This window comes from Kitasatospora sp. NPDC048239, from assembly GCF_043202015.1.
Classification (GTDB): domain Bacteria; phylum Actinomycetota; class Actinomycetes; order Streptomycetales; family Streptomycetaceae; genus Kitasatospora.
In genome coordinates, this window is record NZ_JBICZP010000003.1 from 657,327 (window position 1) to 681,801 (window position 24,475).

Annotated in this window: 22 protein-coding genes; 11 read left to right on the plus strand and 11 right to left on the minus strand. The window is 73.4% G+C overall.

The window, feature by feature from the left end; translation table 11 throughout:
- Window positions 1-2 precede the first annotated feature (2 nt).
- Complete coding sequence (locus ACGFZP_RS10850; RefSeq protein WP_392930827.1) at window positions 3-1,118, minus strand: ArsA-related P-loop ATPase; 1,116 nt, start codon at window positions 1,116-1,118, stop codon at window positions 3-5.
- A 222-nt stretch (window positions 1,119-1,340) separates the two neighbouring features.
- Here ACGFZP_RS10850 and ACGFZP_RS10855 point away from each other — a divergent pair, with 222 nt between their 5' ends.
- From ACGFZP_RS10855 to ACGFZP_RS10875, 5 genes are all read left to right on the plus strand, one after another.
- Window positions 1,341-1,499: a DUF4177 domain-containing protein gene (locus ACGFZP_RS10855; protein WP_387949865.1), complete on the plus strand. Its 159-nt coding sequence runs from the start codon at window positions 1,341-1,343 to the stop codon at window positions 1,497-1,499.
- The gene (locus ACGFZP_RS10860; RefSeq protein WP_392930828.1) at window positions 1,496-1,966 is read left to right on the plus strand and encodes a RidA family protein; all 471 of its coding nucleotides are present in this window, start codon (window positions 1,496-1,498) and stop codon (window positions 1,964-1,966) included. The genes ACGFZP_RS10855 and ACGFZP_RS10860 overlap by 4 nt, the downstream gene beginning before the upstream one ends.
- A 101-nt stretch (window positions 1,967-2,067) precedes the next feature.
- Complete coding sequence (locus ACGFZP_RS10865) at window positions 2,068-2,934, plus strand: NUDIX hydrolase (RefSeq protein ID WP_392930830.1); 867 nt, start codon at window positions 2,068-2,070, stop codon at window positions 2,932-2,934.
- Between the two features lie 90 nt (window positions 2,935-3,024).
- Window positions 3,025-3,201, plus strand: a complete 177-nt coding sequence (locus tag ACGFZP_RS10870; RefSeq protein ID WP_392930831.1) for a hypothetical protein — start codon at window positions 3,025-3,027, stop codon at window positions 3,199-3,201.
- Entirely contained in the window at window positions 3,198-4,019 is an 822-nt protein-coding gene (locus ACGFZP_RS10875; RefSeq protein ID WP_392930833.1) for an MBL fold metallo-hydrolase, read from the plus strand. Before ACGFZP_RS10870 ends, ACGFZP_RS10875 begins: the two co-directional genes overlap by 4 nt.
- A gap of 85 nt (window positions 4,020-4,104) precedes the next feature.
- Here ACGFZP_RS10875 and ACGFZP_RS10880 read toward each other — a convergent pair whose 3' ends face one another.
- On the minus strand, window positions 4,105-4,779 hold the full coding sequence (locus ACGFZP_RS10880) for a Crp/Fnr family transcriptional regulator (RefSeq protein ID WP_030392646.1): 675 nt from the start codon (window positions 4,777-4,779) through the stop codon (window positions 4,105-4,107).
- Window positions 4,780-4,932: 153 nt separating this feature from the next.
- Window positions 4,933-5,943: a DUF5937 family protein gene (locus ACGFZP_RS10885; RefSeq protein WP_392930835.1), complete on the minus strand. Its 1,011-nt coding sequence runs from the start codon at window positions 5,941-5,943 to the stop codon at window positions 4,933-4,935.
- 165 nt (window positions 5,944-6,108) lie between these two features.
- On the opposite strand from ACGFZP_RS10885, the gene ACGFZP_RS10890 reads away from it, so the two are divergent.
- From ACGFZP_RS10890 to ACGFZP_RS10905, 4 genes are all read left to right on the plus strand, one after another.
- Window positions 6,109-6,945: an isocitrate lyase/phosphoenolpyruvate mutase family protein gene (locus tag ACGFZP_RS10890; RefSeq protein ID WP_392930837.1), complete on the plus strand. Its 837-nt coding sequence runs from the start codon at window positions 6,109-6,111 to the stop codon at window positions 6,943-6,945.
- A 257-nt stretch (window positions 6,946-7,202) separates the two neighbouring features.
- Complete coding sequence (gene nth, locus ACGFZP_RS10895; RefSeq protein WP_392930839.1) at window positions 7,203-8,075, plus strand: endonuclease III; 873 nt, start codon at window positions 7,203-7,205, stop codon at window positions 8,073-8,075.
- Entirely contained in the window at window positions 8,072-8,833 is a 762-nt protein-coding gene (locus ACGFZP_RS10900; protein WP_392930841.1) for an NUDIX hydrolase, read from the plus strand. Before nth ends, ACGFZP_RS10900 begins: the two co-directional genes overlap by 4 nt.
- Window positions 8,834-8,879: 46 nt before the next feature.
- Complete coding sequence (locus tag ACGFZP_RS10905; RefSeq protein WP_392930842.1) at window positions 8,880-10,064, plus strand: MarP family serine protease; 1,185 nt, start codon at window positions 8,880-8,882, stop codon at window positions 10,062-10,064.
- Between the two features lie 67 nt (window positions 10,065-10,131).
- On the opposite strand, the gene ACGFZP_RS10910 is transcribed toward ACGFZP_RS10905, so the two are convergent.
- The 4 genes from ACGFZP_RS10910 to nhaA form a co-directional block, all read right to left on the minus strand.
- Complete coding sequence (locus ACGFZP_RS10910; RefSeq protein WP_392930844.1) at window positions 10,132-10,341, minus strand: hypothetical protein; 210 nt, start codon at window positions 10,339-10,341, stop codon at window positions 10,132-10,134.
- A gap of 144 nt (window positions 10,342-10,485) precedes the next feature.
- Window positions 10,486-11,589 (minus strand): alpha/beta fold hydrolase, encoded by a 1,104-nt coding sequence (locus ACGFZP_RS10915; RefSeq protein WP_392930846.1) that lies wholly within the window; start codon window positions 11,587-11,589, stop codon window positions 10,486-10,488.
- Window positions 11,590-11,756: 167 nt separating this feature from the next.
- Window positions 11,757-12,233, minus strand: a complete 477-nt coding sequence (locus ACGFZP_RS10920) for a phage holin family protein (protein WP_392930848.1) — start codon at window positions 12,231-12,233, stop codon at window positions 11,757-11,759.
- Window positions 12,234-12,518: 285 nt separating this feature from the next.
- Complete coding sequence (gene nhaA, locus ACGFZP_RS10925; protein ID WP_392930850.1) at window positions 12,519-13,931, minus strand: Na+/H+ antiporter NhaA; 1,413 nt, start codon at window positions 13,929-13,931, stop codon at window positions 12,519-12,521.
- A gap of 519 nt (window positions 13,932-14,450) precedes the next feature.
- On the opposite strand from nhaA, the gene ACGFZP_RS10930 reads away from it, so the two are divergent.
- The gene (locus ACGFZP_RS10930) at window positions 14,451-15,737 is read left to right on the plus strand and encodes a serine hydrolase domain-containing protein (RefSeq protein WP_392930852.1); all 1,287 of its coding nucleotides are present in this window, start codon (window positions 14,451-14,453) and stop codon (window positions 15,735-15,737) included.
- Between the two features lie 107 nt (window positions 15,738-15,844).
- On the opposite strand, the gene acs is transcribed toward ACGFZP_RS10930, so the two are convergent.
- The 3 genes from acs to ACGFZP_RS10945 form a co-directional block, all read right to left on the minus strand.
- Window positions 15,845-17,800, minus strand: a complete 1,956-nt coding sequence (gene acs / locus ACGFZP_RS10935) for an acetate--CoA ligase (protein WP_392930854.1) — start codon at window positions 17,798-17,800, stop codon at window positions 15,845-15,847.
- Between the two features lie 211 nt (window positions 17,801-18,011).
- The gene (locus tag ACGFZP_RS10940) at window positions 18,012-20,465 is read right to left on the minus strand and encodes a SulP family inorganic anion transporter (RefSeq protein ID WP_392930856.1); all 2,454 of its coding nucleotides are present in this window, start codon (window positions 20,463-20,465) and stop codon (window positions 18,012-18,014) included.
- Window positions 20,466-20,944: 479 nt separating this feature from the next.
- Window positions 20,945-21,937, minus strand: a complete 993-nt coding sequence (locus ACGFZP_RS10945; RefSeq protein ID WP_392930857.1) for an ATP-binding protein — start codon at window positions 21,935-21,937, stop codon at window positions 20,945-20,947.
- A 240-nt stretch (window positions 21,938-22,177) separates the two neighbouring features.
- On the opposite strand from ACGFZP_RS10945, the gene ACGFZP_RS10950 reads away from it, so the two are divergent.
- Window positions 22,178-23,071, plus strand: coding sequence for an oxidoreductase (locus ACGFZP_RS10950; RefSeq protein WP_392930858.1), 894 nt, complete (start codon window positions 22,178-22,180; stop codon window positions 23,069-23,071).
- 519 nt (window positions 23,072-23,590) lie between these two features.
- Here ACGFZP_RS10950 and ACGFZP_RS10955 read toward each other — a convergent pair.
- Entirely contained in the window at window positions 23,591-24,427 is an 837-nt protein-coding gene (locus tag ACGFZP_RS10955; protein WP_392931037.1) for an HAD family hydrolase, read from the minus strand.
- Window positions 24,428-24,475 lie beyond the last annotated feature (48 nt).

Sequence of the window (24,475 nt, forward strand, 5' to 3'; positions counted from 1 at the left end):
GCTCACGCCGCCCCCTGACGCTTCAGTTCGCCCGCCAGCCGGTAGAGGCCGCCGAGGTCCACGCCCTCGCCCAGCAGCGGCAGCTCGTACGTCGGCAGCTTGAGCTGCTGCAGGTCCGCGCGCTGCTCGCGCTCCAGCTCCACCCGCTCGGCATGCTCCCTGGCCTGCTCCAGCAGCGGGTCGATCAGCGGCTCCACCGCGGCCCGGACGGTCTCCGGCTTGCGGGAGCGCCCGCCGAGGCCCGCCTCGCCGAGGGCCAGCGCGACCTCCTCGCGGTGGTCGCCGTCCACGGCGGCGACCGCCGCCGCGTCCAGTACCGGCGGCCGGACCATGTTCACCATCACCCCGCCCACCGGGAGGCCGGCCTCGCGCAGCTCGGCGAAGCCGTCGACGGTCTCCTGCACCGGCATCTCCTCCAGCAGGGTGACCAGGTGCACCGCGGTCTCCGGGGACTTCAGCACCCGCATCACGGCCTGCGCCTGCGTGTGGATCGGCCCGAACCGGGCCAGTCCGGCCACCTCGGAGTTGACGTTGAGGAAGCGGGTGAGCCGCCCGGTCGGCGGCGCGTCCATCACGATCGCGTCGTACTTCCGGCGGCCGTCCGGACCCTTGCGCCGGGACGCCTCGCAGGCCTTGCCGGTGAGCAGCACGTCCCGGACGCCGGGTGCGACGGTGGTGGCGAAGTCGACGAAGCCGACCTTCTGCAGCGCCTTGCCGGCCCGGCCGAGCTTGTAGAACATGTCGAGGTACTCGAGCAGCGCCAGCTCGGTGTCGATGGCCAGCGCATAGACCTCGCCGCTGCCGCTGCCGCTGACACCACCGCCTCCGCTGCCGCCGTCGCCGGCGGGTGCGGCCGGGGGCAGGCCGAGCTGGGCCCGGGAGACCGAGGCGATCCGGCGCTCCTCGTACGGCAGCGCGGCGATACCGAACAGCTCGGCGATGCCCTGGCGGCCCTCGACCTCTATCAGCAGGGTCCGCCTGCCGTCGGCGGCGAGCGCCAGTGCCAGCGCCGCGGCCAGGGTGGTCTTCCCGGTGCCGCCCTTGCCGCTGACCACGTGCAGCCGTACGCCCTCCCAGTCGGGATCGCGCCGGGCCGCCTGGCCGGGGGTGCGTGCCACGCTCCGTCTCCGTCCGTCTTCGAGGGCCGTGGGCCGCTCCGCCGGCAGACACCGTTCCGGTGCCCTTCCACAGGTGCCCTCCCGCGAGGGTAACCAGGGACCGCGCCGGATGCCGGGAGCATCAGGGGGGCCGGACCTGAATCATGCCCGGTTTGTGGGCCACCTCACACGCCGGGCCGCGGCCCGCGCGGATCGCCGTGAAGGCTCGTCTAGAGTCTGGCCATGACCAAGTGGGAATACATGACGGCGCCTCTGCTCGTACACGCCACCAAGCAGATCCTGGACAACTTCGGCCACGACGGCTGGGAGCTCGTCCAGGTCGTGCCGGGTCCGAACCCGGAGCAGCTGGTGGCCTACTTCAAGCGGGAGAAGAGCGCATGAGCAAGGTCGAGGAGAAGCTCGCCGAGCTGGGCCTGAGCCTGCCGCCGGTGGCCGCCCCGGTCGCCGCGTACGTGCCGGCCCTGCGGTCGGGCGAGTTCGTGTTCACCTCCGGCCAGCTGCCGATGGTGGGCGGCAAGCTGCCGAACACCGGCAAGGTCGGAGCGGAGGTCACCCCCGAGGAGGCCAAGCAGCTCGCGCAGATCTGCGCGCTCAACGCGCTGGCCGCCGTGAAGTCGGTGATCGGCGACCTGGACCTGATCGAGCGGGTCGTGAAGGTGGTCGGCTTCGTCGCCTCCGCCGCCGACTTCACCGGTCAGCCGGGTGTCATCAACGGTGCCAGCGAGCTGCTCGGCCAGGTGCTGGGCGAGGCGGGCGTGCACGCCCGCAGTGCCGTCGGCGTCACCGTGCTGCCGCTGGACGCCCCGGTCGAGGTCGAGCTCCAGGTCCGGGTCAAGACGGGCGTGTGATCGTGCGGCGCGGCGCGTCCTGAGCCGTGGGGCGCGCCGCCGCCGAACGGGGGACCGGGCGGCTCTGTCCAAGCCCGCCCCCCGGCGCTTAGCATCCGGGCATGGACCATCGAGCAACGACGCTCCCGATGCCGCCCGGCTGGCCTGCCCGGATCCGGGCGGTCGAGTCCGGCGAGCTGACCCCGCCGGCACCCAAGCCCTCCGCCACCGTGGTGCTGCTGCGGGACGCAGCCGACGGGCCGCAGGCGTACCTGCTGCGCCGACGCACCTCGATGGCCTTCGCCGCCGGCATGTACGCCTACCCGGGCGGCGGGGTGGACCCGCGCGACGCCGAGGCCGAGCTCGGCTGGGCCGGACCGGGCCCCGCCGAATGGGCACGGCGGCTGGGCGTGGACGCCCGGACCGCGCAGGCGGTGGTCTGCGCCGCCGTCCGGGAGACCTTCGAGGAGGCCGGCGTCCTGCTGGCCGGACCGGACGCCGACAGCACCGCCGAGCCCCGGGACTGGACCGCCGAGCGGGCCGCCCTGGAGGCGCACGAGCTCTCCTTCGCCGACTTCCTCCGCAGCCACGGGCTGCTGCTCCGCAGCGACCTGCTGGCGGGCTGGGCCCGCTGGGTCACCCCGGCCTTCGAGGAGCGCCGGTACGACACCTGGTTCTTCGTCGCGGCCCTGCCGCCCGGTCAGAGTGCGGCCCAGGAGGTCGGCGAGGCCGACAAGGTCGCCTGGCTCTCCCCGGCCGACGCCGTCAGCGGCTACGAGCAGGGCCGGTACGGCATGCTGCCGCCGACCGTCACCGTGCTGCGGGAGCTGCTGCCGGTGCGCGACGCCGCCGGGGCCCTGGACGCCGCCGCGGGCCGGTCGCTGGACCCGATCCTCGGCCGTGCCGAGGTGAGGGGTGATCGAATGACGGTTCGATGGTCGGGGTATGAAGAGCTGACCATCGATGGAGACTTTCCCGAGGACCGCTGACCCCCGAGGACCGCTGACCCCGGGGCCGTTCGGCCCGCCGGTGCAGCCCACCGATTTCCGCAACGCCGACAGAGGAAGGACCGACGCCCGATGACCCACAACGACGTGGCTCGCCGGACGGCACGCGAGATGCCCGCCCGCAGCCTGACCCCCCGCACCCTGGCCTTCGAGGCCGAGATCGTCGAGGAGGGCGGTCGCGGCCTGCGCGACCTCCTCCGGGCACTGCCCACGCGCGTGCTCGGCCACCCCGGTGGGGGCGGCCGGTGAGCGGACTCCTCCCGGGTGACCCCGCCGCCGCCATCGGCGGCGAGGCCACCCCCCGGGCACTCTGCGTGCTGGCGCCGAACCCGTCACCGATGACGCTGGACGGCACCAACACCTGGCTGCTCTCCGAGCCCGGCTCGGACCTGGCCGTGGTCGTCGACCCCGGCCCGCTCGACGAGGGTCACCTGCGCCGGGTCGTCGACGCCGCCGAACAGCAGGGCAAGCGCATCGCGCTCACCCTGCTCACCCACGGCCACGCCGACCACGCCGAGGGCGCGGCCCGCTTCGCGGAGCTCACCCGGACCGAGGTGCGGGCCCTGGACCCGGCGCACCGCCTCGGCTCCGAGGGCCTCACGCACGGCCAGCGCCTGGACGTCGGCGGCCTGGACCTGCGGGTGGTCGGCACCCCCGGGCACACCTCGGACTCGCTGACCTTCCACCTCCCGGCCGATGGCGCGGTCCTCACCGGAGACACCGTGCTCGGCCGCGGCACCACGATGGTCGCCCACCCCGACGGTCGGCTCGGCGACTACCTGGACTCGCTGCGCCGCCTGCACACGATGGCCTCCGAGCACGGTGTGCGGACGGTGCTGCCCGGCCACGGGCCGGTCCTCGCGGACGCCCTCGGCGCCGTGGACTACTACCTGGCCCACCGGGCCAACCGCCTCGCGCAGGTGGAGACGGCGGTCGAGGCCGGCTGCCGGACGGCGCCCGAGGTGGTGGCTCGGGTCTACGCGGACGTCGATCCCTCGCTCTGGCCGGCCGCCGAGCTGTCCGTCCGCGCCCAGCTGCAGTACCTGGAGGAGCACGGGTTGATCTGACACCCGCTCCAACCGCCCGGACACACGCGAGGGCCCGTGCACCGACCGGTGCACGGGCCCTCGCGTACGTCTGCTCAGACCGGGCTCAGCGCGAGCGGCGGGACAGCCGCTCGACGTCCATCAGGACCACCGCGCGGGCCTCCAGCTTCAGCCAGCCGCGGCCGGCGAAGTCGGCGAGTGCCTTGTTGACCGTCTCCCGGGAGGCGCCGACCAGCTGGGCCAGCTCCTCCTGGGTGAGGTCGTGGGCGACGTGGATGCCCTCGTCGGACTGCACGCCGAACCGACGGGAGAGGTCCAGCAGGGCCTTGGCGACGCGACCGGGCACGTCGGAGAAGACCAGGTCGGACATCACGTCGTTGGTCCGGCGCAGGCGCCGGGCGATGGCGCGCAGCAGTGCGATCGAGACCTCGGGGCGGGCGTGCAGCCACGGCTGGAGGTCCCCGTGGCCGAGGCCCAGCAGCTTGACCTCGGTCAGCGCGCTGGCGGTGGCCGTGCGCGGGCCCGGGTCGAACAGCGACAGCTCGCCGATCATCTCGCTGGGGCCGAGGACGGCGAGCATGTTCTCCCGCCCGTCCGGCGAGGCGCGGTGCAGCTTGACCTTGCCCTCGGCGACGACGTACAGCCGGTCGCCCGGGTCGCCCTCGTGGAACAGCGACTCGCCACGGGCGAGGGTGACCTCGGTCATGGAAGCGCGCAGCTCGCCGGCCTGTTCGTCGTCGAGTGCCGCAAAGAGTGCGGCGCGCCGCAGAACGTCGTCCACGTGCTTCCTCCTTCTCGGCCGTTCGGCCCTGGGGCCGTCCGGCGCAAGTTTTCGTACAGTGCTCTGCATCACCAAGCATGGCGCATGTCGCTCCGATCATATGAGGAGGGGGTGCGCCGAGGGGTGCTGCGAGGGGCCATTCGTACCGATGGGTTACCCGGCGGGGTGTCCGGGGCCGTCCGACGGCGCGAGCAGGGCGTCTGCCACGGCGGTGCGGGCGTAGAGGACCGCGCGGCCCGCCCGGTGGGCGCTGGTCAGGCCAGCCGCCCGTAGCGCGGTGAGGTGCTGGGAGACCCCGGCGGCCGACATTCCGCTCCGGCGGGCGAGCTCGGTGGTCGAGGCGGGCGAGTCGAGTTCGGTCAGCAGCAGGGCCCGGGAGCGGCCGAGTACGGCGGCGAGCGCGTCCGAGTCGCTCCCCGTCCGGGGCTCCCACAGGGTGGCGATGCCGCGGGCGGGGTAGGCGAGCTGCGGCGGGTCGGGCGGCAGCGAGCGGGTCAGCACGCGCGGCCAGGCGAAGGCGGACGGGACGAGCAGCAGCCCGGCGCCGGCCTCGATCCGCTGGACGGCGCAGTGCCGCTGGGCCAGCCGGAGCGCCCGGCCGTCCCACCGGACGGTCTCGTGCAGATCGTCGAGGACCCGGGCGGTGCCCTGCTCGGCGGCCTGCCGGGCCCGGTGGAAGACGTCCGCCTCCAGCACCGCGCGGATCCTGGCCCAGTAGGGGGCGAGGGCCGTCTGCCAGTAGGCCTCGATCTCGGCGGCGACCTTGGGGAGCTGGGCGGCCGGCTCCCGGTACAGCGGCCAAAGCCGCGTGGGGAGTCGGCCGTCGTACTCGGCGGCCAGGTAGTCGAGGTCGGTCCTGACCTGCTCGTCGGTGGTGGCGGTGATCGCGGCCAGCTCGTCGGCGAGGGTGGGGGAGGGACCGGCCGGCGCGGGATTGAGGAAGTCGGGGAGGTGGCCGGTTTGCGGGACCATGGCCGCGAGCCGTCCGCGGTCCAGCCCGGCGGCGCTCAGCCGGGGACGGACCTGCTCGGCCCAGCGGCGGTGCAGGGCCGGGACGGGCGAGGTGGCCAGGGCCCGGAGGCTGGTCACGACCTCCCACATCGGCGAGACGGCGAACCGGGTCTGGGCCAGGTCGTTCGCCGAGAACGCCAGCTCGGTTCTCATCACGGCACTCCCTCAGGATTCGGTCCCAGCTTAATCAATGGAGTCGGTGGCGGTCCGGGAGCAGGATTCATCTCGGCAGCCCGGCGGCGAGACCGTCCGGAAGCCGAGGTGAATCCTGCTCCCCAGCAGCCCCAGGCCCGACCGCAAGAAAGACGGTGATCCCCGATGTCCACTGACACCCCCACCACCACCCCGCTCCGCGACCGGGCCCTGCGGCTGCGGGAGCTCGTGGCCGACGGGGTGCTCGTCCTGCCGAACGCCTGGGACGCGGGCAGCGCCGCCGTGATCGCCTCGGCCGGTGCGGGCGCGATCGCCACCACCAGCGGCGGAGTCTCCTGGTCGCTCGGGCACGGCGACGGCCAGCAGCTCGGCCGGGCGGAGATGGTCGAGGCGGCCCGCCGGATCGCCGCCGCCGTGGACCTGCCGGTCTCCGTCGACGCCGAGGGCGGCTACGGTCCGAAGCCCTCCGATGTCGCAGAAACCGTCCGGGCGCTGGTCGGCGTCGGCGCGGCCGGGGTGAACCTGGAGGACTCGACGGCCGTCGGCGGGCCGCTCTTCGCGGTGGCCGAGCAGGCCGCGCGGCTGCGCGCGGCCCGGGAGGCGGCCGCCGAGGCGGGGCTGCCCGAGCTGGTGGTCAACGCCCGGACGGACGTCTTCCTGTTCGGGCTGGGCGGTCTCGACGACGTGCTCGTCCGGGCGCAGGCGTACGCGGAGGCCGGCGCGGACGGCCTCTTCGTCCCCGGCCTGCTGGACCTCGACGCGCTGACCCGGCTGTGCGCCGCGTCCCCGCTGCCGGTGAACGCGATGGCGATGGCGGGCGGGCCGAGCGTGACGGAGCTCGCGGCCACCGGCGTGCGGCGGATCAGCGTCGGCACCGGCCTGGCCCAGCACGCCTACACCGCCGCCCGCCGGGCCGCCGCCGAGCTGCTCGGCGCGGGCACCCTGACGGAGTTGGAGGGCGCGCTCGGCTTCGGTGAGCTGGACGCGCTGTACCGGCACTGACCGGGCGGCCGCCGCCGGTCCGAAGCCCGGCGGTGACCGCACGGGCCTGCCGGTCCCCGGACCGGCATCGAGCCGACGGGTGCACCGGCGCCGACAGGGGAGGCGCCGGTGCACCCGCCGGCTAGGGCTTGGCGCTTGCCCGGGCCCGTGCCCTGCTCCGGGGCCGTCGGCGCGACGACCGTCCTGGCAAGGGGTGGTCGGACGTCGCCGACCTGCTTTGCCCGCGGAGGGCCGTCCGTCCGGCGTAGCCTTCGGGCATGGCAGAGAGCAAGGTCCGGAAGGCTGCGGCCAAACCGGCGGCGAGGGCGACCGTGAGGCCGAGGAAGCCGGAGTCGCACCTGGCGATGGTGCGGAGGGCGCGGAGGATCAACCGGGAGCTGGCGGAGCTGTACCCGTACGCGCATCCGGAGCTGGATTTCGAGGATCCCTTCCAGTTGCTGGTCGCCACCGTGCTGTCGGCGCAGACCACCGACCTGCGGGTGAACCAGACGACGCCCGCGCTGTTCGCGAAGTACCCGACGCCGGAGGACATGGCCGCGGCCGTCCCCGAGGAGCTGGAGGAGATCATCCGGCCGACCGGCTTCTTCCGGGCCAAGGCCAGATCGCTGATCGGCCTGGCCGGCAGACTGCGCGACGAGTTCGGCGGCGAGGTCCCCGGACGGCTGGAGGACCTGGTCACGCTGCCCGGCGTCGGCCGGAAGACCGCGAACGTGGTGCTGGGCAACGCCTTCGGGGTGCCGGGGATCACCGTGGACACCCACTTCGGGCGCCTCGCGCGGAGGTTCGGCTGGACGGCCGAGGAGGAGCCGGAGAAGGTCGAGGCGGCCGTCGCGGAGATCTTCCCGAAGTCCGAGTGGACGATGCTCTCGCACCGGGTGGTGTTCCACGGCCGGCGGATCTGCCACTCCCGCAAGCCCGCCTGCGGGGCCTGCCCGATCGCGCCGCTCTGCCCGTCCTACGGGGAGGGCGAGACCGACGCCGAGAAGGCGAGGAAGCTGCTCAAGTACGAGATGGGCGGTCAGCCGGGCCAGCGGCTGCGGCCGCCCGCCGACTACCCGGGCGAGGCGGCGGCGCGGGCCGACGCCGCCGCGCACCAGGGCGTGGTCGCGGACCTGGCGGTGGCCGAGTGACGGCGCGCGAGGGAGCGCCGAGCGGGGCCGCCCCGCGGATCGAGCGGGACGGCCTGCCGTCCTGGCTGCTGCCGGTGCGCGCGGCCGCCGAGCAGGTGCTGCCCGAGCAACTGAGCCGCTTCCTGCCACCCGCTGAGGGCGGGCGCGCCTCGGCCGTGCTGATGCTCTTCGGCGAGGGCCCCGACGGCCCGGACCTGCTGCTGATCGAGCGGGCCCGCTCGCTGCGCTCGCACGCCGGCCAGCCGTCCTTCCCCGGCGGTGCGCTGGACCCGGAGGACGGCGACCCGGACGGCCCCGGGCCGGTCGCGGCGGCCCTGCGCGAGGCTTGGGAGGAGACCGGGCTGGACCCGGCCGGCGTGCAGGTCTTCGCGACCCTGCCCGCCCTCTACATCCCGGTCAGCCGCTTCGTGGTGACCCCGGTGCTCGGCTGGTGGCGGCAGGAGACGCCCGTCCGGCCGGTGGACCTCGGGGAGACCGGGGCGGTGTTCCGGGTGCCGCTCGCCGAGCTGACCGACCCGGCCAACCGGGCCCGGCTGCGGCACCCCTCGGGCCACCTCGGCCCGGCGTTCGCGGTCGGCGGCCGGCTGGTCTGGGGCTTCACCGCGGGGGTGATCGACCGGGTGCTGCACTACAGCGGTCTGGAGCTGCCCTGGGACACCACCCGGATCGTCGACCTCTCCGATGAGGCGCTCGCTCTGGTGCAGGGCGACCGCGACCGGTCCCGCGCGCTGCTGGGCGGCGACGCCAGGACCACGTGAGCGCCCGCCTGCGCGACCCCGCCGCCCGCCATGGGAGGGTGTTCGGGTGAACGTCCTGGATCTGCTGCTGATCGCCGCCGCCGTGGGATTCGCCGTGTCCGGCTACCGGCAGGGCTTCGTGGTCGGCATCCTGTCGGTCCTCGGCTTCCTCGGCGGCGGCCTGCTCGCCGTCCAACTGCTGCCGCTGCTGCTCGACCACCTCAGCCCGGGGACCACCGCCTCGGTGATCGCGGTCGTGGTGGTGATCGTGTTCGCCGCGATCGGGCAGGCGGTCACCACCCACTTCGGCTGGAAGCTGCGCGGCCATATCGACAAGCGCCCGGCCAAGGCGCTGGACGCGGCCGGCGGCGCGGTCGTCAACGTCCTCTCGATGCTGCTGGTGGCCTGGCTGATCGGGTCGGCGCTGGCGGGGACGTCGCTGCCGACCGTCTCCAAGCAGGTCCGAAGCTCGGCGGTGCTCGGCGGCGTCCAGGACGCGCTGCCCTCCGACGCGCCGAACTGGTTCTCCGACTTCTCCAAGGTGCTGGCCCGCAACGGCTTCCCGCAGGTCTTCAACCCCTTCGAGCACGAGCCGATCACCCAGGTCGACACGCCGGACCCGGCGCTGGCCGGCGGCCCGGCCGTCGCCAAGGCCAAGCAGAGCCTGGTGAAGGTGGTCGGCACCGCCACCTCCTGCGGCAAGACCCTGGAGGGCAGCGGCTTCGTCTACGCCCCGCACCGGGTGATGACCAACGCCCACGTGGTCGGCGGCGTCGACGAGCCCACCGTGCAGATCGGCGGGGTCGGACCGCTGTACGACGCGACCGTGGTCCGCTACGACTGGCAGCGCGACATCGCGATCCTGGACGTGCCCAAGCTGAACGCGCCCCCGCTCACCTTCGCGGGCGAGGCGAAGACCAACGACAGCGCGATCGTCGCCGGCTTCCCCGAGAACGGCGCCTTCAACGTCCAGCCGGCCCGAATCCGCGGCCGGATCCAGGCCAACGGCCCGGACATCTACCACCGGGGCCAGGTGGTCCGCGACGTGTACTCGGTGCGCTCGCTGGTCCGCCAGGGCAACAGCGGCGGTCCGCTGCTCACCCCGGACGGACAGGTGTTCGGCATGGTCTTCGCCAAGTCGCTGGACAGCGCGGACACCGGGTACGTGCTCACCTCCGCCGAGGTGCGCCAGGACGCCGAGCAGGGCAGTACGGCGACGGCCCGGGTGGACACCCAGGGCTGCGCGCTCTGAGCAGCTGTGGCGTGCGCGATCTGGGAGGCTCCGGCGTGCGTGCTCTGAGCAGCTCCGGCGCGGGGCCTCAGCTCTCGCGCCGCAGGCGCGCGCCCACCCAGCGGGCGCGGCGGCCGAGGATGTGCGGGATGCCGAGCTGCCGCTGCGCCGATCGCTGACGGCGGTCCACGCCGTCGTATCCGAGGTCGTCCGCCCAGTCGGAACGGTGGCCGGACCTCTGCGAGCTGTTGTGGCGTCGGCCGCGCGGGGCGCTGCCGCGATCGGGCATCCAGGTCATACCGCAATGGATGCCCCAGGGCCGGTCGGAGTAACCGCCCGAGGGGCTTCCAAAATGGCCTATGCGTTTGTCATATGAGCACAACATAAAGGGAGTTGGAATTCCCGGCTGCCTTCCGGGGCCCGCCGGCCGGGGCGCCGCCGCTCAGTCCTTGTGGCGGCCGACCCAGTCCAGCAGCTCCGCCGTGAACTGCTCCGGCGCCTCCTCGTGCGGGAAGTGCCCGATCCCCGGCAGCAGCCGCCAGCGGTACGGCGCCGCCACGTACTCGCCGCCGCCGAGCGCGGTGTGCGACAGCAGCACCGGGTCCGCGGCGCCCTGGATGTGCAGGGTGGGCGCGGTGATCGGCTTCTTCATCCGGCGGGCGAACTGGATGCCGTCCGGGCGGGCCATCGAACGCACCAGCCAGCGGTACGGCTCGATCGAGCAGTGCGCGGTGCTGGGGATCTGGATCGCCTGCCGGTACGCGGCCACCGTGGTCCGGTCCAGCTGGTTGGGGCCGGTCCAGGCGTCCAGGTAGCGGCCGACCAGTGCGGCGTCGTCGGCGACCAGCCGGCGCTCCGGTATCCACGGCCGCTGGAAGCCCAGCACGTGGTCGAAGGCGGCCATCTGGCGGCGGTCCGTCAGCAGTGCGCGGCGCAGGTCCCTGGGGTGCGCGGCGGAGACCGCGGTGAGGCTCTGGATCACCGACGGGCGCATCACGGCAGCCACCCAGGCCAGGGTGCCGCCGGAGGCGTGGCCGACCAGGTGCGCCCGGCGCTCGCCGAGCGAGCGGATCACCCCGGTGATGTCCAGGGCGAGGTTGCCCGGGTCGTAGCCGCGCGGGGTGCGGTCGCTGCCGCCGATGCCGCGCAGGTCCAGCGCGACGGCCCGGTACCCGGCCTCGGCGAGCGCGGTCAGCTGGTGGCGCCAGGCCCACCAGTACTCGGGCCAGCCGTGCACCAGCAGGACCAGCGGGCCCTGGCCCAGTTCGGCGATGTGGAAGCGGGCGCCGTTGGCCGCGAGGTCGCGGTGCGTCCACGGGCCGGGCTGCCGGATGTCCCAGGGTGCCTCGGGGGCCGCCTCCGGTGCGGTGCCGGCCGCCTTCTGCGCCGTCGTCTCGGTGGCGCCGTCCGCGGCGCCCTCCCCGGTCTCGCCAGCCTCCCCGGCGGTGCCCGCCGTGCTTCCTGCGGCGGAGTCCCGACCGGTTGCGCGGTCGGGGCCGGAGCTGGCGGACGGCTGCGAGGGCAGGGGCTTCTGGTCGAGCGGCATACCGAGAGCGTGTCACATCCGTGCGCCGGACACGTGCCCGGCACTCGCTCTCGGTACGCCCGATGCCGCGCGGGCGCGGGCGGGGCGCCCGGACCGGCCCCGGTTCGGCTCCGGTTCGGCTCCGGACCGGCCTCCGGTCAGGGCCTTTCGAGGGCTGCTTCCGAGGGTTACGGGATGCGGCCCAGGCCCCGGTCGATCTCCTCCTGGGTGGCGGGGCGCGGCCGGGCGTTCTTGAGCACGTCCGCGGTCTTCTGGGCGCCCTCGATGGTGCGGTGCGGCTTCTCGATCCGCTTGAACGAGCGCAGCGCCAACAGCCCGAGCAGGACCGCCAGCAGCAGGTACGCGCCGGCCACGATCAGGAACGACCAGCCGAGCGACACGCCCAGCGCGTGGATCCCGTACGCCGCCGCGGCGCTCAGCATCGGGACGGCGGCCAGCGCCACCACGCCCGCGACGGCCAGTGAGACGCCGCCGGAGACCCCGCGCTTGACGTCCGCCCGGAGCTCGGCCTTGGCGAGCGCGATCTCGTCGTGCACCAGCGCGGACAGGTCGGCGGTGGCCGCCGAGAACAGCTGTCCCACCGAACGCTCGCCCTCGTACGGCGCCCGGCCGTTGCTGGACGGGTCTGCGGCTCCTGCGGGCATCAGCGGTTCTCCTCTGCGGCTGTGCGGCGTGACGCCGCCGTGCGGTGCGGTTCCCGGGAGGCCCCGGGTCGGTTTCCGGGACCGGCCGGGGCCCGGTGGCGTCAGTGGACTGTCGACAGTTCAGAATCATGCCCCTACCGGTCAGTCGGACACCACTCCGGGGCCCCGCCGGATGGACGTGTCCCTGCGGCGGGGCCCCGGTTCCGCCGGTGCGGCGGGCCGATCTCGGCCCGTCTCGGCGTGTCTTGGCGTGTCTTGGCGTGATTCGGTGTGGCTCAGGGCGTCTCAGCGCGGTGCGGCGGATCCGGGGCCGGGGTCGGAGCCGGCCTCGCCGTCGGGGCCGCGCTCCGTCGGGCGCTTCCCCAGCTCGGCCATCCGCGCCTGCCAGGCCGGGTCGTCCTGCTGGTAGACGTCGGGGATGCCGTCGCCGTCCAGGTCGCGCTCCTCCTCCTCGCACAACTGGCGGTAGTGCCGGTTGCGCAGCTTGAGCAGCGCGGTGGCGATCAGGGCGCAGAGCAGCGAGCCCACCAGGACGGCCGCCTTGGACTTGTCGGCCAGTGCCGGATCGTCCGGGAAGGCCAGCTCGCTGATCAGCAGTGAGACCGTGAATCCGATGCCGGCCACTACCGAGACGGCGAACATGTCCGCCCAGGTGAGCTGCGGGTTCAGCTCGGCGCGGGTGAAGCGGGCGGCCAGCCGGGTGCCGCCGAAGATGCCCACGGTCTTGCCCACCAGCAGACCGAGGACGATCCCGAGCGGGGTGGCCTGGGTGAACACCTCGCCGAGGGCCGGCCCGGAGATCGTCACCCCGGCGGCGAACAGCGCGAAGACGGGCACCGCCAGCCCGGCCGAGAGCGGGCGGACCTGGTGCTCGATGTGCTCACCGGGGGACTGCTTCTCGTCACCGACCCGGTGGCAGCGCAGGATCAGGCCCATCGCGACGCCCGACACCGTGGGGTGCACGCCGCTCTCGTGCATCAGCGCCCAGATCACGAACGCCAGCGGAACGAACAGGTACCAGCCGTGCACCCTGCGCCGGTGCAGGAACCAGAAGAGCACCAGGCCGGCGAACGACAGCCCGAGCGCCCAGAACTTGATACCGGAGCTGTAGAAGATCGCGATGATCAGGATCGCGATCAGGTCGTCGACGACGGCGAGCGTCAGCAGGAAGGCGCGCAGTGCGGAGGGCAGGTGGCTGCCGACCACGGCCAGCACCCCGAGCGCGAAGGCGATGTCGGTGGCGGTCGGGATCGCCCAGCCGCCCGGGTGCCCGCCGCTGCCGGAGTTGGTGACGGCGAAGACGATCGCCGGCAGCGCGACACCGCAGACCGCCGCTATGACGGGGAGGAACGCGGCGCTCGGCGTGCGCAGCTCGCCCGCCACGAACTCGCGCTTGAGCTCGATGCCGGCCACGAAGAAGAAGATCGTCAGCAGGCCGTCCTTGGCCCACGCGTCCAGGCTGAGGTTCAGGTGGAGCGGGGTGGACGGGCCGATGGTGTAGTCGAGGACGCTCTCGTAGGCGCTCGGCCAGACGTTCGCCCAGATGAGGGCCACCACGGCGGCGCTGAGCAGCAGGATGCCGCCGACCGTCTCGGTGCGCAGGGCGTCGGTGATGAAGGTGCGCTCGGGCAGTGACAGCCGGCCGAGGAGCTGGCGGCGTCGGGTCGTCGGCTCGTTGACAGGGGGCGGGCTGGTCACGCGGGACCTCCTGGGGCGGGGGAACGGTATGCGGATGCACCTGTAGTGCAGTGCCGACCAGACTTCCCGGCGCGCCCCATGACGCAGCGGACCTCCTGGCGGAGATCTTGATGCGTCGTTGACATTCTAGCGGGAACCGCAAGGTGACATCCTGATTGTCATATTTCAGGATCTAGCTCGGTATGTCCTGTTGTGTGTTCTGGGCGCCCTGCGCGTCCTGTGCGCGCTCTGCGCGGCCGTGACGTCGCTGTGGGCGGCACCCGAATGGCCGTGGCCGCATGCAGACGGGTGAACGCCTCCCTATCGTCGGTCGCAGGCGCCGACCCGATCGGGTGGCGCGATCCCCGTTCGTTTTGGAGGCACGACGATGCCCAGACCGCCCCTCTTATCGCCCCGTGACCGGGCCGCCCGATGAACGGTCCGTTTCCCAGCCCGGCTGCCGCCCGTGACCGGGCTGTCCGTGATCAGGCTTCCCATGACCGCGCCGTCCGTGACCGTGCCGTCCGTGACCATGCCGCGGTGTCCGATCCGACCGGTGGGTTCGACCTGGCCGGCGGCTTCGCCCCGCTTGCCGGGCGCGGCCCGGCCGTGGCGTCCGACTCCGGGGCAGGGCAGGAGCCCGGGCCGGACCTCGACCATCTGCTCCGCCCGCTGTTCCGCGCCGCCGCCCCCGGGGGCGGGGTCGCCGTCGTGGTGATCCGCGGGGACGAGCGGACGGTCGCCTGCCGCGGGCACTCCGACCGCTCCGCCGAACGGCCCGTCCGGGCCGACACCAGGTTCGAGCTGGGCTCCGTCACCAAGACCTTCACCGGCCTGCTGCTCGCCGAGATGGCGGCCCGGGGCGAGGTGGGGTACGACGACCCGATCGACCGCTACCTGCCGGCCGACGCGGCCCCCGGCTACCCGCACGAGCGGCCGATCACCCTGCTCCACCTGGCCACCCACACCTCGGGGCTGCCCCGCCTGCCCGTCGGACTCCTTCCGACGGCGGCCCCCCGCTGGTTCACCCGCCCGTACGCGACCTTCGGCCCGGCCCACCTGCTCAGGGCGCTGCCCCGGACGCCCGTCCGCGGGACCCCGGGCGCGCAGGTGCGCTACTCCAACCTCGGCTGCGGTCTCCTCGGCCTGCTGTTGGCCAACGCGGCCGGACAGCGCTACGACGACCTGCTGGAAGCCCGGGTCTGCGGGCCGCTCGGCCTGGTGGACACCTCCTGCGGCCCCGGCCGGGAGGAGGCCGCCGGGTACCGGCGCGGTCGGCGGGTCCCGTCCTTCCGGCTGCCGGCCCTGCCCGGCGCGGCGGCGCTGCGCTCCACGGCGGACGACATGCTCCGCTACCTCCAGGCCCACCTGGCCCTGGACGCCGTCCCGCTGCCCGAACGGGCGGACGCGGCGGCGCTGCGGACGGCCCTGGGTGAGGTCCGCCGGCCGCGGGCCGGTCGGCGCCGCAGCGGGGCGCGGATCTGCCTGGGCTGGAACCAGCGCCCGGTCGCGCCCGACAAGGGCGGGGGCGCGGGACGCAGGGGCGGTGACGGTGGCGAGGGTGGTGGCTTCGGCCTGGGCTTCGGCGACCTCCTCGATGGTGATGGGGCTGCGGAGGTCTCGGAGGTCTCGGAAGTCGACGAGGTCGTCTACCACGCGGGTGCCACCCGGGGGTTCACCACCTTCGTCGGCTTCAGCCCGCGGGCTCAGGTCGGGTTGGCGGTGATGGCCGGCGCGCTGCCGCTGCGCAGTCGGGGCTTCGTCCAGGGCGCGTACGACACGCTGCGCACCCTGGTGGCGGAGCGTCGGGAGGAGCCGCCCCGGTAAGGGCGGGCCGGTGCGCGGTGTGGCCCTTGGCCGGGCCCGACGCGTAGACGGCTGTGCCCCGGGCGGTCGCGACCGCCCGGGGCACAGCGCTGTTCAGCTCAGGGTGCTCAGCCCTCGCTACCCGCGGCGGGGAGCTGGGACTGGATCAGGCTCATCACCGAGCTGTCGGCGAGGGTGGTGGTGTCGCCGACCTCGCGGCCTTCGGCGATGTCGCGCAGCAGACGGCGCATGATCTTGCCGGATCGGGTCTTCGGCAGCTCGCCGACGACCTTGATCTGCTTGGGCTTGGCGATCGGGCCGAGCGTCCGGCCGACGTGCGCGCGCAGTTCCTCGACCAGCTCGGGGCTGTCCGTGGCGGTGCCGCGCAGGATGACGAAGGCGACGATGGCCTGGCCGGTGGTGGCGTCGGTGGCGCCGACGACGGCGGACTCGGCGACCGCGGGGTGGCCGACCAGCGCCGACTCGACCTCGGTGGTGGAGATGTTGTGGCCCGAGACGAGCATGACGTCGTCGACCCGGCCGAGCAGCCAGATGTCGCCGTCCTCGTCCTTCTTGGCACCGTCACCCGCGAAGTAGCGGCCCGCGAAGCGCGACCAGTAGGTGTCGATGTAGCGCTGGTCGTCGCCCCAGATGGTGCGGAGCATCGAGGGCCACGGCTCGGTGAGGACGAGGTAGCCGCCGGAGCCGTTGGGGACCTCGTTGGCCTCGTCGTCGACGACGGTGGCGGCGATGCCGGGCAGGGCGCGCTGGGCGGAGCCGGGCTTGGTCTCGGTGACGCCCGGGAGCGGGCTGATCATCATCGCGCCGGTCTCGGTCTGCCACCAGGTGTCGACGATGGGGGTCTTGCCGGCGCCGATGTGCTCGCGGTACCAGATCCACGCCTCGGGGTTGATCGGCTCGCCGACGCTGCCCAGGACCCGCAGCGAGGAGAGGTCGAACTTCGCGGGGATGTCGTCGCCCCACTTCATGAAGGTGCGGATCGCGGTGGGCGCGGTGTAGAGGATGGTGACGCCGTACTTCTGGACGATCTCCCAGAAGCGCCCCTGGTGGGGGGTGTCGGGCGTGCCCTCGTAGATGACCTGGGTGGCGCCGTTGGAGAGCGGGCCGTAGACGATGTAGGAGTGGCCGGTGACCCAGCCGATGTCGGCGGTGCACCAGTAGACATCGGTGGCGGGCTTGAGGTCGAAGACGGCGTGGTGGGTGTAGCTGGCCTGGGTGAGGTAGCCGCCGGAGGTGTGCAGGATGCCCTTGGGCTTACCCGTGGTGCCGGAGGTGTAGAGGATGAAGAGCGGGTGCTCGGCGTCGTGGGCCTCGGGCGCGTGCTCGGTGGACTGGCGCGCGGTGATCTCGTGCCACCAGACGTCACGGCCCTCGGTCCAGGAGACGTCCTGGCCGGTGCGGCGGACGACCAGGACGTGCTCGACGCCGTCGACCTTGGTGAGCGCCTCGTCGATGGCGGGCTTGAGCGCGGACGGCTTGCCGCGGCGGTAGCCGCCGTCGGCGGTGATGACGAGCTTGGCCTGGGCGTCCTGGATGCGGGAGGCCACGGCGTCGGCGGAGAAACCACCGAAGACGACGGAGTGGGTGGCGCCGATCCGGGCGCAGGCGAGGATCGCGACCACCGCCTCGGCGATCATCGGCAGGTAGACGGCGACGCGGTCGCCCTTGGCGACGCCGAGTTCGAGCAGGGCGTTGGCGGCCTGGGAGACCTCGTCCTTGAGCTGGGCGTAGGTGATGGAGCGGCTGTCGCCGGGCTCGCCCTCGAAGTGGATGGCGACGCGGTCGCCGTTGCCGGCCTCGACGTGGCGGTCGACGCAGTTGTACGCCACGTTGAGCTTGCCGTCGGCGAACCACTTGGCGAACGGGGGGTTCGACCAGTCGAGGGTCTCCGTGGGCTCGACGGCCCAGGTGAGGCGGCGGGCCTGCTCGGCCCAGAAGCCGAGGCGGTCCTCGGAGGCCTGCGCGTACGCGGCCGCGGTGACGTTGGCGGCGGCGGCGAGCTCTGTCGGCGGGGCGAATCGCCGCTCCTCCTTGAGCAGGTTGGCCAGGCTCTCGTTGCTCAACGCGCACTCCTCATCGAGTCATGATCGGGGGCATTCCCGTGCGTGGGGATTGTCCCGTGTGTCCCAGCGCACAGCTCACCAGGCGAAGAGGTCAGTTGACAAGAGGCTCCGGGTAATTGGTGTAGACCTTTGATCGATAGTCGAAGAGTTGGACGAACGACTGGGGGTGGGCCCGCGCCCCTGCCCGCCCGGCGGGGCGCGGGCCCGGCTCTCAGGCGGCCAGTCGGGGGTCACCCCCCGGGACGGCCGCGGTGGTGGCCGCGGGGGCCTCCACGGCGGGGGCGCAGATGTGTTCGAATTCGTTGACACGTTCGGGCGTGTCGCAGGGTACGGACCCGTCTGACGCGGCCGCCACGGCCTCGGCGGCGGTACCGCCCGTACCGGCGCCCAGTGCCTCGATCGGGCTGAACCGGCCGCTCTCGCGGTCGAGCACGTACGCCTGCGCGGTGGCGAAGTCGAAGTACATTCCGACCAGTCGCAGGGTGCCCTCGGCCACCCGGCGCTCCACGGCGGGGTTGGCCAGCAGTTGGTCCAGCTGTTGTACGACATTGGTGATGCAGAGCTGTTCGACCAGGTCGACCACCGGGCGGGCGGTGAACCCGGCGGGGGCTCGCCTCAGCCGGTCGAGCGAACCGCGGCCGTTGCGCAGCCAGCGGGTGAGCGGGGTCGGCGGTCCGGGGCTCTCGTGCACGCCGTCCAGCAGTGCCTTCATGGCACCGCATCCGGAGTGCCCGCAGATCGTGATGGAGCGGACCTCAAGGGCTTCGACGGCGTACTGCACGGCGGCGGCCACCGAGTCGTCCGCGGCGCCCGGCTCGAACGGCGCGGGGACGAGGTTGCCGACGTTGCGGACCGTGAACAGGTCGCCCGGGCCGCTGTTGGTGATCATGCTGGTGACCATGCGCGAGTCCGCACAGGTCAGGAAGAGCTGGGAGGGCGTCTGCCCCTCCCGGGCCAGCCGGGCAAGCTCGGGGCGGACCAGCGGGGCGGTGTGCAGCTGGAACACCCGGACGCCGTCCAGCAGCCGGCTGTGGGGGTCCCCCTGCTGCTCGATGCAGTGGTGGCCGACCCAGGGGGTCCAGGCCCGGCAGCGGTGCGGGCCCGGGGAACTGCCGGCCCGGACCGTGCCGTCGGGGTCGAGCACCTCGTCCTCCCGGGGGCGCGTCACCATCGAGACGCTGCCGCCGGCGGCCTGGTGACCGGCCCGCCAGCTGTGCAGGGTCTCGTACGCGGCGTGGTCCAGGAAGGAGCCGTCGTGGACGACCGTCACCGCGGCGGTGGCGGGGATGCCGGCCAGTGCCCGGCTCAGCCGGGGGACGGCGGTGAAGGTCAGCGGCCCGTGCGTCTGCACGGTGACCGTGCCGTTGTCGGCGGGCAGGACGTCCACGTGGGCCCGGGTCAGCCGGTACAGCGCGAGGAGGACGGCCGTCGCGGCGCCCAGGGCCACCCCGGACAGTGCGCCGAGCAGCACCACGCCGAGCACGGTGGCCAGGTAGACCGGGAACTCGCGGTGCCGGTGCACCTTGCGGATGTGCGCGAAGCTCACCATCTGCAGGCCGACGACCAGGACCAGCGCGGCCAGTGCGGCCAGCGGGATCCGGCGCAGGCCGCCGGTCAGCGCCAGCGCGGCGGCGAGCACCCAGACGCCGTGCAGGATCGAGGACCAGCGGCTCTGCGCACCGGCCCTGACGTTGGCGGTGCTGCGCACCGCGCCGCCGGCGATCGGCAGCCCGCCGAGTACGCCGCTGATCATGTTCGCGAGGCCCTGGCCGCGCAGCTCGCGGTCGAGGTCGCCGGTGCGGCGGGACATCCGGTCGACCGCGACGGCGGAGAGCAGCGACTCGACGCTCGCCACGGCGGTGACGGTCAGCACGGCGGCCAGGACTCCGGCGAGCGGTCCGTGCGGCAGCTCGGGCACGAGGTCGTGCGGCTGCCAGGCGGGCATGTCGACGCGGGCGAGTCGCAGGCCCAGGGTGAGGGACAGCGTGGTGGCGGCGGCGACCGCGGCGAGCGGGCCCGGGATCTTGCCCAGAAGGGCGCCGAACTCCCCGGCTCGGCCCGGGAGCCGACCCAGCCGGGGCCAGCCGAGCAGCACGCCGGCGGTGAGGGCGCCGACGATCAGCGCCGGGGGGTGCGGGCCCGCCAGCTGGTCGGGGAGGGCGAGCAGATTGGCGAGCGCCGAGCTCTGCGGGGAGCCGCCGAGTACGACGTGCAGCTGGGCGATGGCGATGGTGAGGCCGACGCCGGCCAGCATGCCGTGCACGATGGCGGGCGAGACGGCGAGTGCGGTGCGGGCCACCCGGCGTACGCCGAGCAGGAGTTGGAGCAGGCCCGCGGCGAGGGTGATGGCGCAGGTGGCCTGCCAGCCGTACTGGCCGATCAGCCCCGCGGTGATCACGGTCAGCGCGGCGGAGGGGCCGCTGACCTGGAGGGGGGTGCCGCCGAACAGTCCGACGACGAGGCCGCCGACGGCCGCCGCGGCGAGACCGGCGGAGAGCGGGGCGCCGGTAGCCATGGCGATGCCGAGTGAGAACGGCACGGCGATCAGGAAGACCACCAGGGAGGCGGAGAGGTCCTGCATCCACCGGGTGCGGGAGGGCGGGCCCGGCGGTGCGTGGTCGGTGGTGTCGGAGGCGATGGGGGCGCTGGAGATGTCGAGGGTCATTGTCTTCCCGTCTGTCCGGGGAACGAACGCAGTCAGGTCCGGTGGTGAGTCCGGTTGTGGGGCTCGGGGGCGGATCGGCTGTCGTGGGTCGCGACGGTGTGGCGGGATGGCGTGGGCGCGGCGGGGAGTGCGGGTGTCACCGGCCGGACCGTGGACCATCAAGGAGGTCCCGCGGAGGGGACCATCAAGACTCGGTAAACCGAGGGTAATGAAAGCTTTGCACAGCGTCATTTGGGGTGGTAGGTCCGGAGCCTTGGATTCACCCCATTGGGTGGTAGTCGAACTGATGGGAATCTGCTGACGAAACCCGCTGGCAGGGCCTGCCGGCACCCGCGCAGGATGCGCGAGGGGCCGCGGCCCCCCTGGGGTGGGGAGGCCGCGGCCCGTGATTTCGGCAGAGGTGCGCCGGTGTCCGGTGGTGCTGGTGTGCCGCCTTCGGTGTCGGGAGCCGGGTGGGTGGCGGCCAGGTGGTGGCCGGGTCAGGCGGGCACGCCCGCGGCGGCCGGGTGCTCGCCGCCCAGCACGAACTCCCGGTCCACCTGGGTCGCGAGGTCGATGCCCACCTTGGCGTTGGCCCAGCTCTCGGCGTTGCGGAGGTGGAAGAGGACGGCCTGCTCGGTGTAGCGGTGCCGGTCCCGCTGGTCGTACGCGGCGTCGGCCTCGGCGCGCAGCCGCTCCAGCACCTCGCGGTTGCCCGCCTCCAGTGCCCGCAGCGGCGGCTCGGCGCCCTGCTCCAGACGACGCACCCAGTCGGAGTGTCCGAACGTGGCCAGGAGGTCGTCGCCCACCTCGCGGCGGAGGAAGTCCAGGTCGTCCGGGCCCTGCACCTTGTTGCCGACCACGTGCAGCCGCACTCCGAAGTCGCGGGCGTAGTCCTTGTACTGGCGGTACACCGAGACGCCCTTGCGGGTCGGCTCGGCAACCAGGAAGGTCAGGTCGAAGCGGGTGAACAGGCCGGAGGCGAAGGAGTCGGAGCCCGCCGTCATGTCGGTGACCACGTACTCGTCCCGGCCGTCGACCAGGTGGTTGAGCAGCAGCTCGACCGCGCCGACCTTGGAGTGGTAGCAGGCCACACCGAGGTCCTCCTCGGTGAACGCGCCGGTGGCCAGCAGTCGGACCGACCCCTCGTCGAGCGCGATCGGGCGGGCGCAGGCCGCGTACACCGGGTTCTCCTCGACGATCCGCAGCAGGCGTGAACCCCGGCCGGGCGGCGTGGTCTTGATCATCTCCTCGGCTGAGCCGATGAGCGGATTTCCGCCGCGCAGATACTCCTTGATCTCGGGCAGGTGCGCGCCGAGCGAGGGCAGTTCGGCGGCCTGGGCATCCGTCAGTCCGAGTGCCGGGCCGAGATGTTGGTTGATGTCGGCGTCGACGGCGATGACCGGGCGCCCCGCGGCGGCCAGGTGGCGGATGAACAGTGAGGACAGCGTGGTCTTGCCGCTGCCGCCCTTGCCGACGAAGGCGATCTTCATCTGGGACTCCGGCTCTCGCTCTGGGGCCCTCGCGTCGGGCCTCTTGCTCGGGGCCTCCTGCGCTGCGCCGAGTGCGCCGAGGCTGACGATCTCCAGAATTGGAAATCGTTATCGTCTCCGATAGTGCTCATGCTATCCGCGGTTTGGGGCTCGTCGCCGGAGGGAAGTGAGGATTGCCTCTAACGGGTGATGCGGGGTTGCTGTTCCGGGAGTGCCCTCCGGTTCATTACTCTCGGGTAGGTGAGCACTGGAACAGATCCCCTCGCCCCGCTGGCCCAGCTCCCCGGGGTGCCCGACGCGGTGGCCGAGGTGCGCAAGGCCGTCGACCGCCTCTACGGGCACCGGGTGATGCGCCGCCGCGCGGCCGAGGTCACCTCCGAGTCCGCCCTGCGTGGGGCCCGCGCCTCGGCGGCGCTGGCCGGGGCCGACTGGCCGCTGGAGGAGGTCCGGCGCCGCAGCGACTTCAGCGCGGACCAGGAGTCCCGGACGGTCGGCGCGGCCTTGCGGATCGCCGCCGAGGCCGGACAGCTGCTGAGCGTGTGGCGGCACTCGCCGCTCCAGGTGCTGGCTCGGCTGCACCTGCTGGCGGTCGGCGACGCCGACGCGGCGGCCGGGCGGCCCCGGCAGGCCGGTGAGGCCGCCGACGAGCTCTTCCCGCTGCACCTCGCGTCGGCGGAGGGCATCGGGGTCGAGGCGGCGCCCGACGGTCCGGTGGCCGAGCTGCCGCCGGCCCCGGGGGCGGAGGAGGTCGCGGCCCGGCTGGACCAGCTCTCCCGGCTGCTGGTCGCCCGCGCCGAGGGGCAGGGGGTGGGGACACCGGCCCTGGTGGTTGCCTCGGTGGTGCACGGGGAGCTGCTGGCGCTGCGGCCGTTCGCCTCGCACAACGGCGTGATCGCGCGTGCGGCGCAGCGGATCGTGCTGATCGCGGAGGGGCTCGACCCGAAGTCGATCTGCCCGGCCGAGGTCGGTCTCGCGGAGCTCGGAACGGATGCCTACCGGCGGGCGCTGGCGGGCTATCTGGCCGGCACCCCGGAGGGGTTGGCGGCCTGGATCGGGCACTGCGGACGGGCGTTGCGCCTGGGTACGCGGGAGAGCACGGCGGTCTGCGAGGCGATGCAGCGCGGCATGGTCTGAGCCGGCCCGGGCGCCTCGGGCGCCCTTCCGTGCGGCGACTGCGGCTCTTCGCGCTGCGGTGGCGCGAGCCCGGGTTCGGATTCGGACCCGGGCACACGGATGCGGCGGCACCTGATCCTGCCGGGTGCCGCCGCTGGTACAGGTGCCGGGTGACCATGCATGCACCGGAAGTGCCCATCAGACGGGGATCCTGCCCGTTCGTCTGGTGCGGCGGCCCGACAGCGGGTCGGCTGCATGTGGGTGCTCGACTATCTGTACGTGCGGTCCGTGGGGCCTGAACTGCGTTGTCGGTTTGACCTCTTCGGTCCTGACCGGGTCTCGCGGGCCGTGCTTCATTTGTATCGCGTTTCGGGCGAAAGGGGAACCCGAAACGAGAAGTCTTTGGCTTTTGCCCGCTCCATCCCAAACACTGGGCTATGTCCGTTTTTGCGAGGCCGGGAGGGGGCGTGGGCGAAGCCGGGCGGCCCCGTCGTGGCGGTGGCCGCCCGGTGTGTTTCCGGCGGGTGGTGCGGCCGGGCCCTAGGCGGCCGGCCGGCGGCGCCGCGCCGCGTACCAGATCACCCCGGCGGTCACGAGCGCCGTGCCGATCGCCACGGCCGTCAGCACCGAGCCGCTCGGCGCGGAGAACTCCGGGAGCCGCCGCCGCAGTTCCACCGGGCGGTCGAAGACCAGCACCGGCCACTCGCGGGCCACCGCCTCCTTGCGCAGGGCGCGATCCGGGTTGACCGCCGACGGGTGGCCGACCGCCTCCAGCAGTGGCAGGTCGGTGGACGAGTCGCTGTAGGCGTAGCAGTCGGCGAGGTCGTAGCCCTCCCGCTCGGCCAACTCGCGGATGGCCGCCGCCTTGTTCTCGGCGTAGGCGTAGTACTCGATCTCGCCGGTGTAGCAGCCGTCCTCGATCTTCAGGCGGGTGGCGATCACGTGGTCCGCGCCGAGCAGCGCGCCGATCGGCTCGACCACCTCGGAGCCGGAGCTGCTGACGATCACCACGTCGCGGCCGGCCGCGTGGTGCTGCTCGATCAGGGAGGCGGCCTCGTCGTAGATGATCGGGTCGATCAGGTTGTGCAGCGTCTCGGCGACGATCTCGCGGACCTGCTGGACGTTCCAGCCCCGGGTGAGCGCGGAGAGGTACTCGCGCATCTTCTCCATCTGGTCGTGGTCCGCGCCGCCGACCAGGAAGACGAACTGGGCGTACGCGCTACGCAGTACGGCCCGACGGTTGATCAGGCCGCCCTGGTAGAAGGGGCGGCTGAAGGCCAGCGCGCTCGACTTGGCGATGATGGTCTTGTCCAGGTCGAAGAACGCGGCCGTCCGGGGGCCGGTCGGGCGTGCGCGCGGCGTGGCGGGCCGGGTCACGGCGGGCCCGGCGGGGTCTTCGGGGGCGTCCGGACCGGCGTCGGCGGG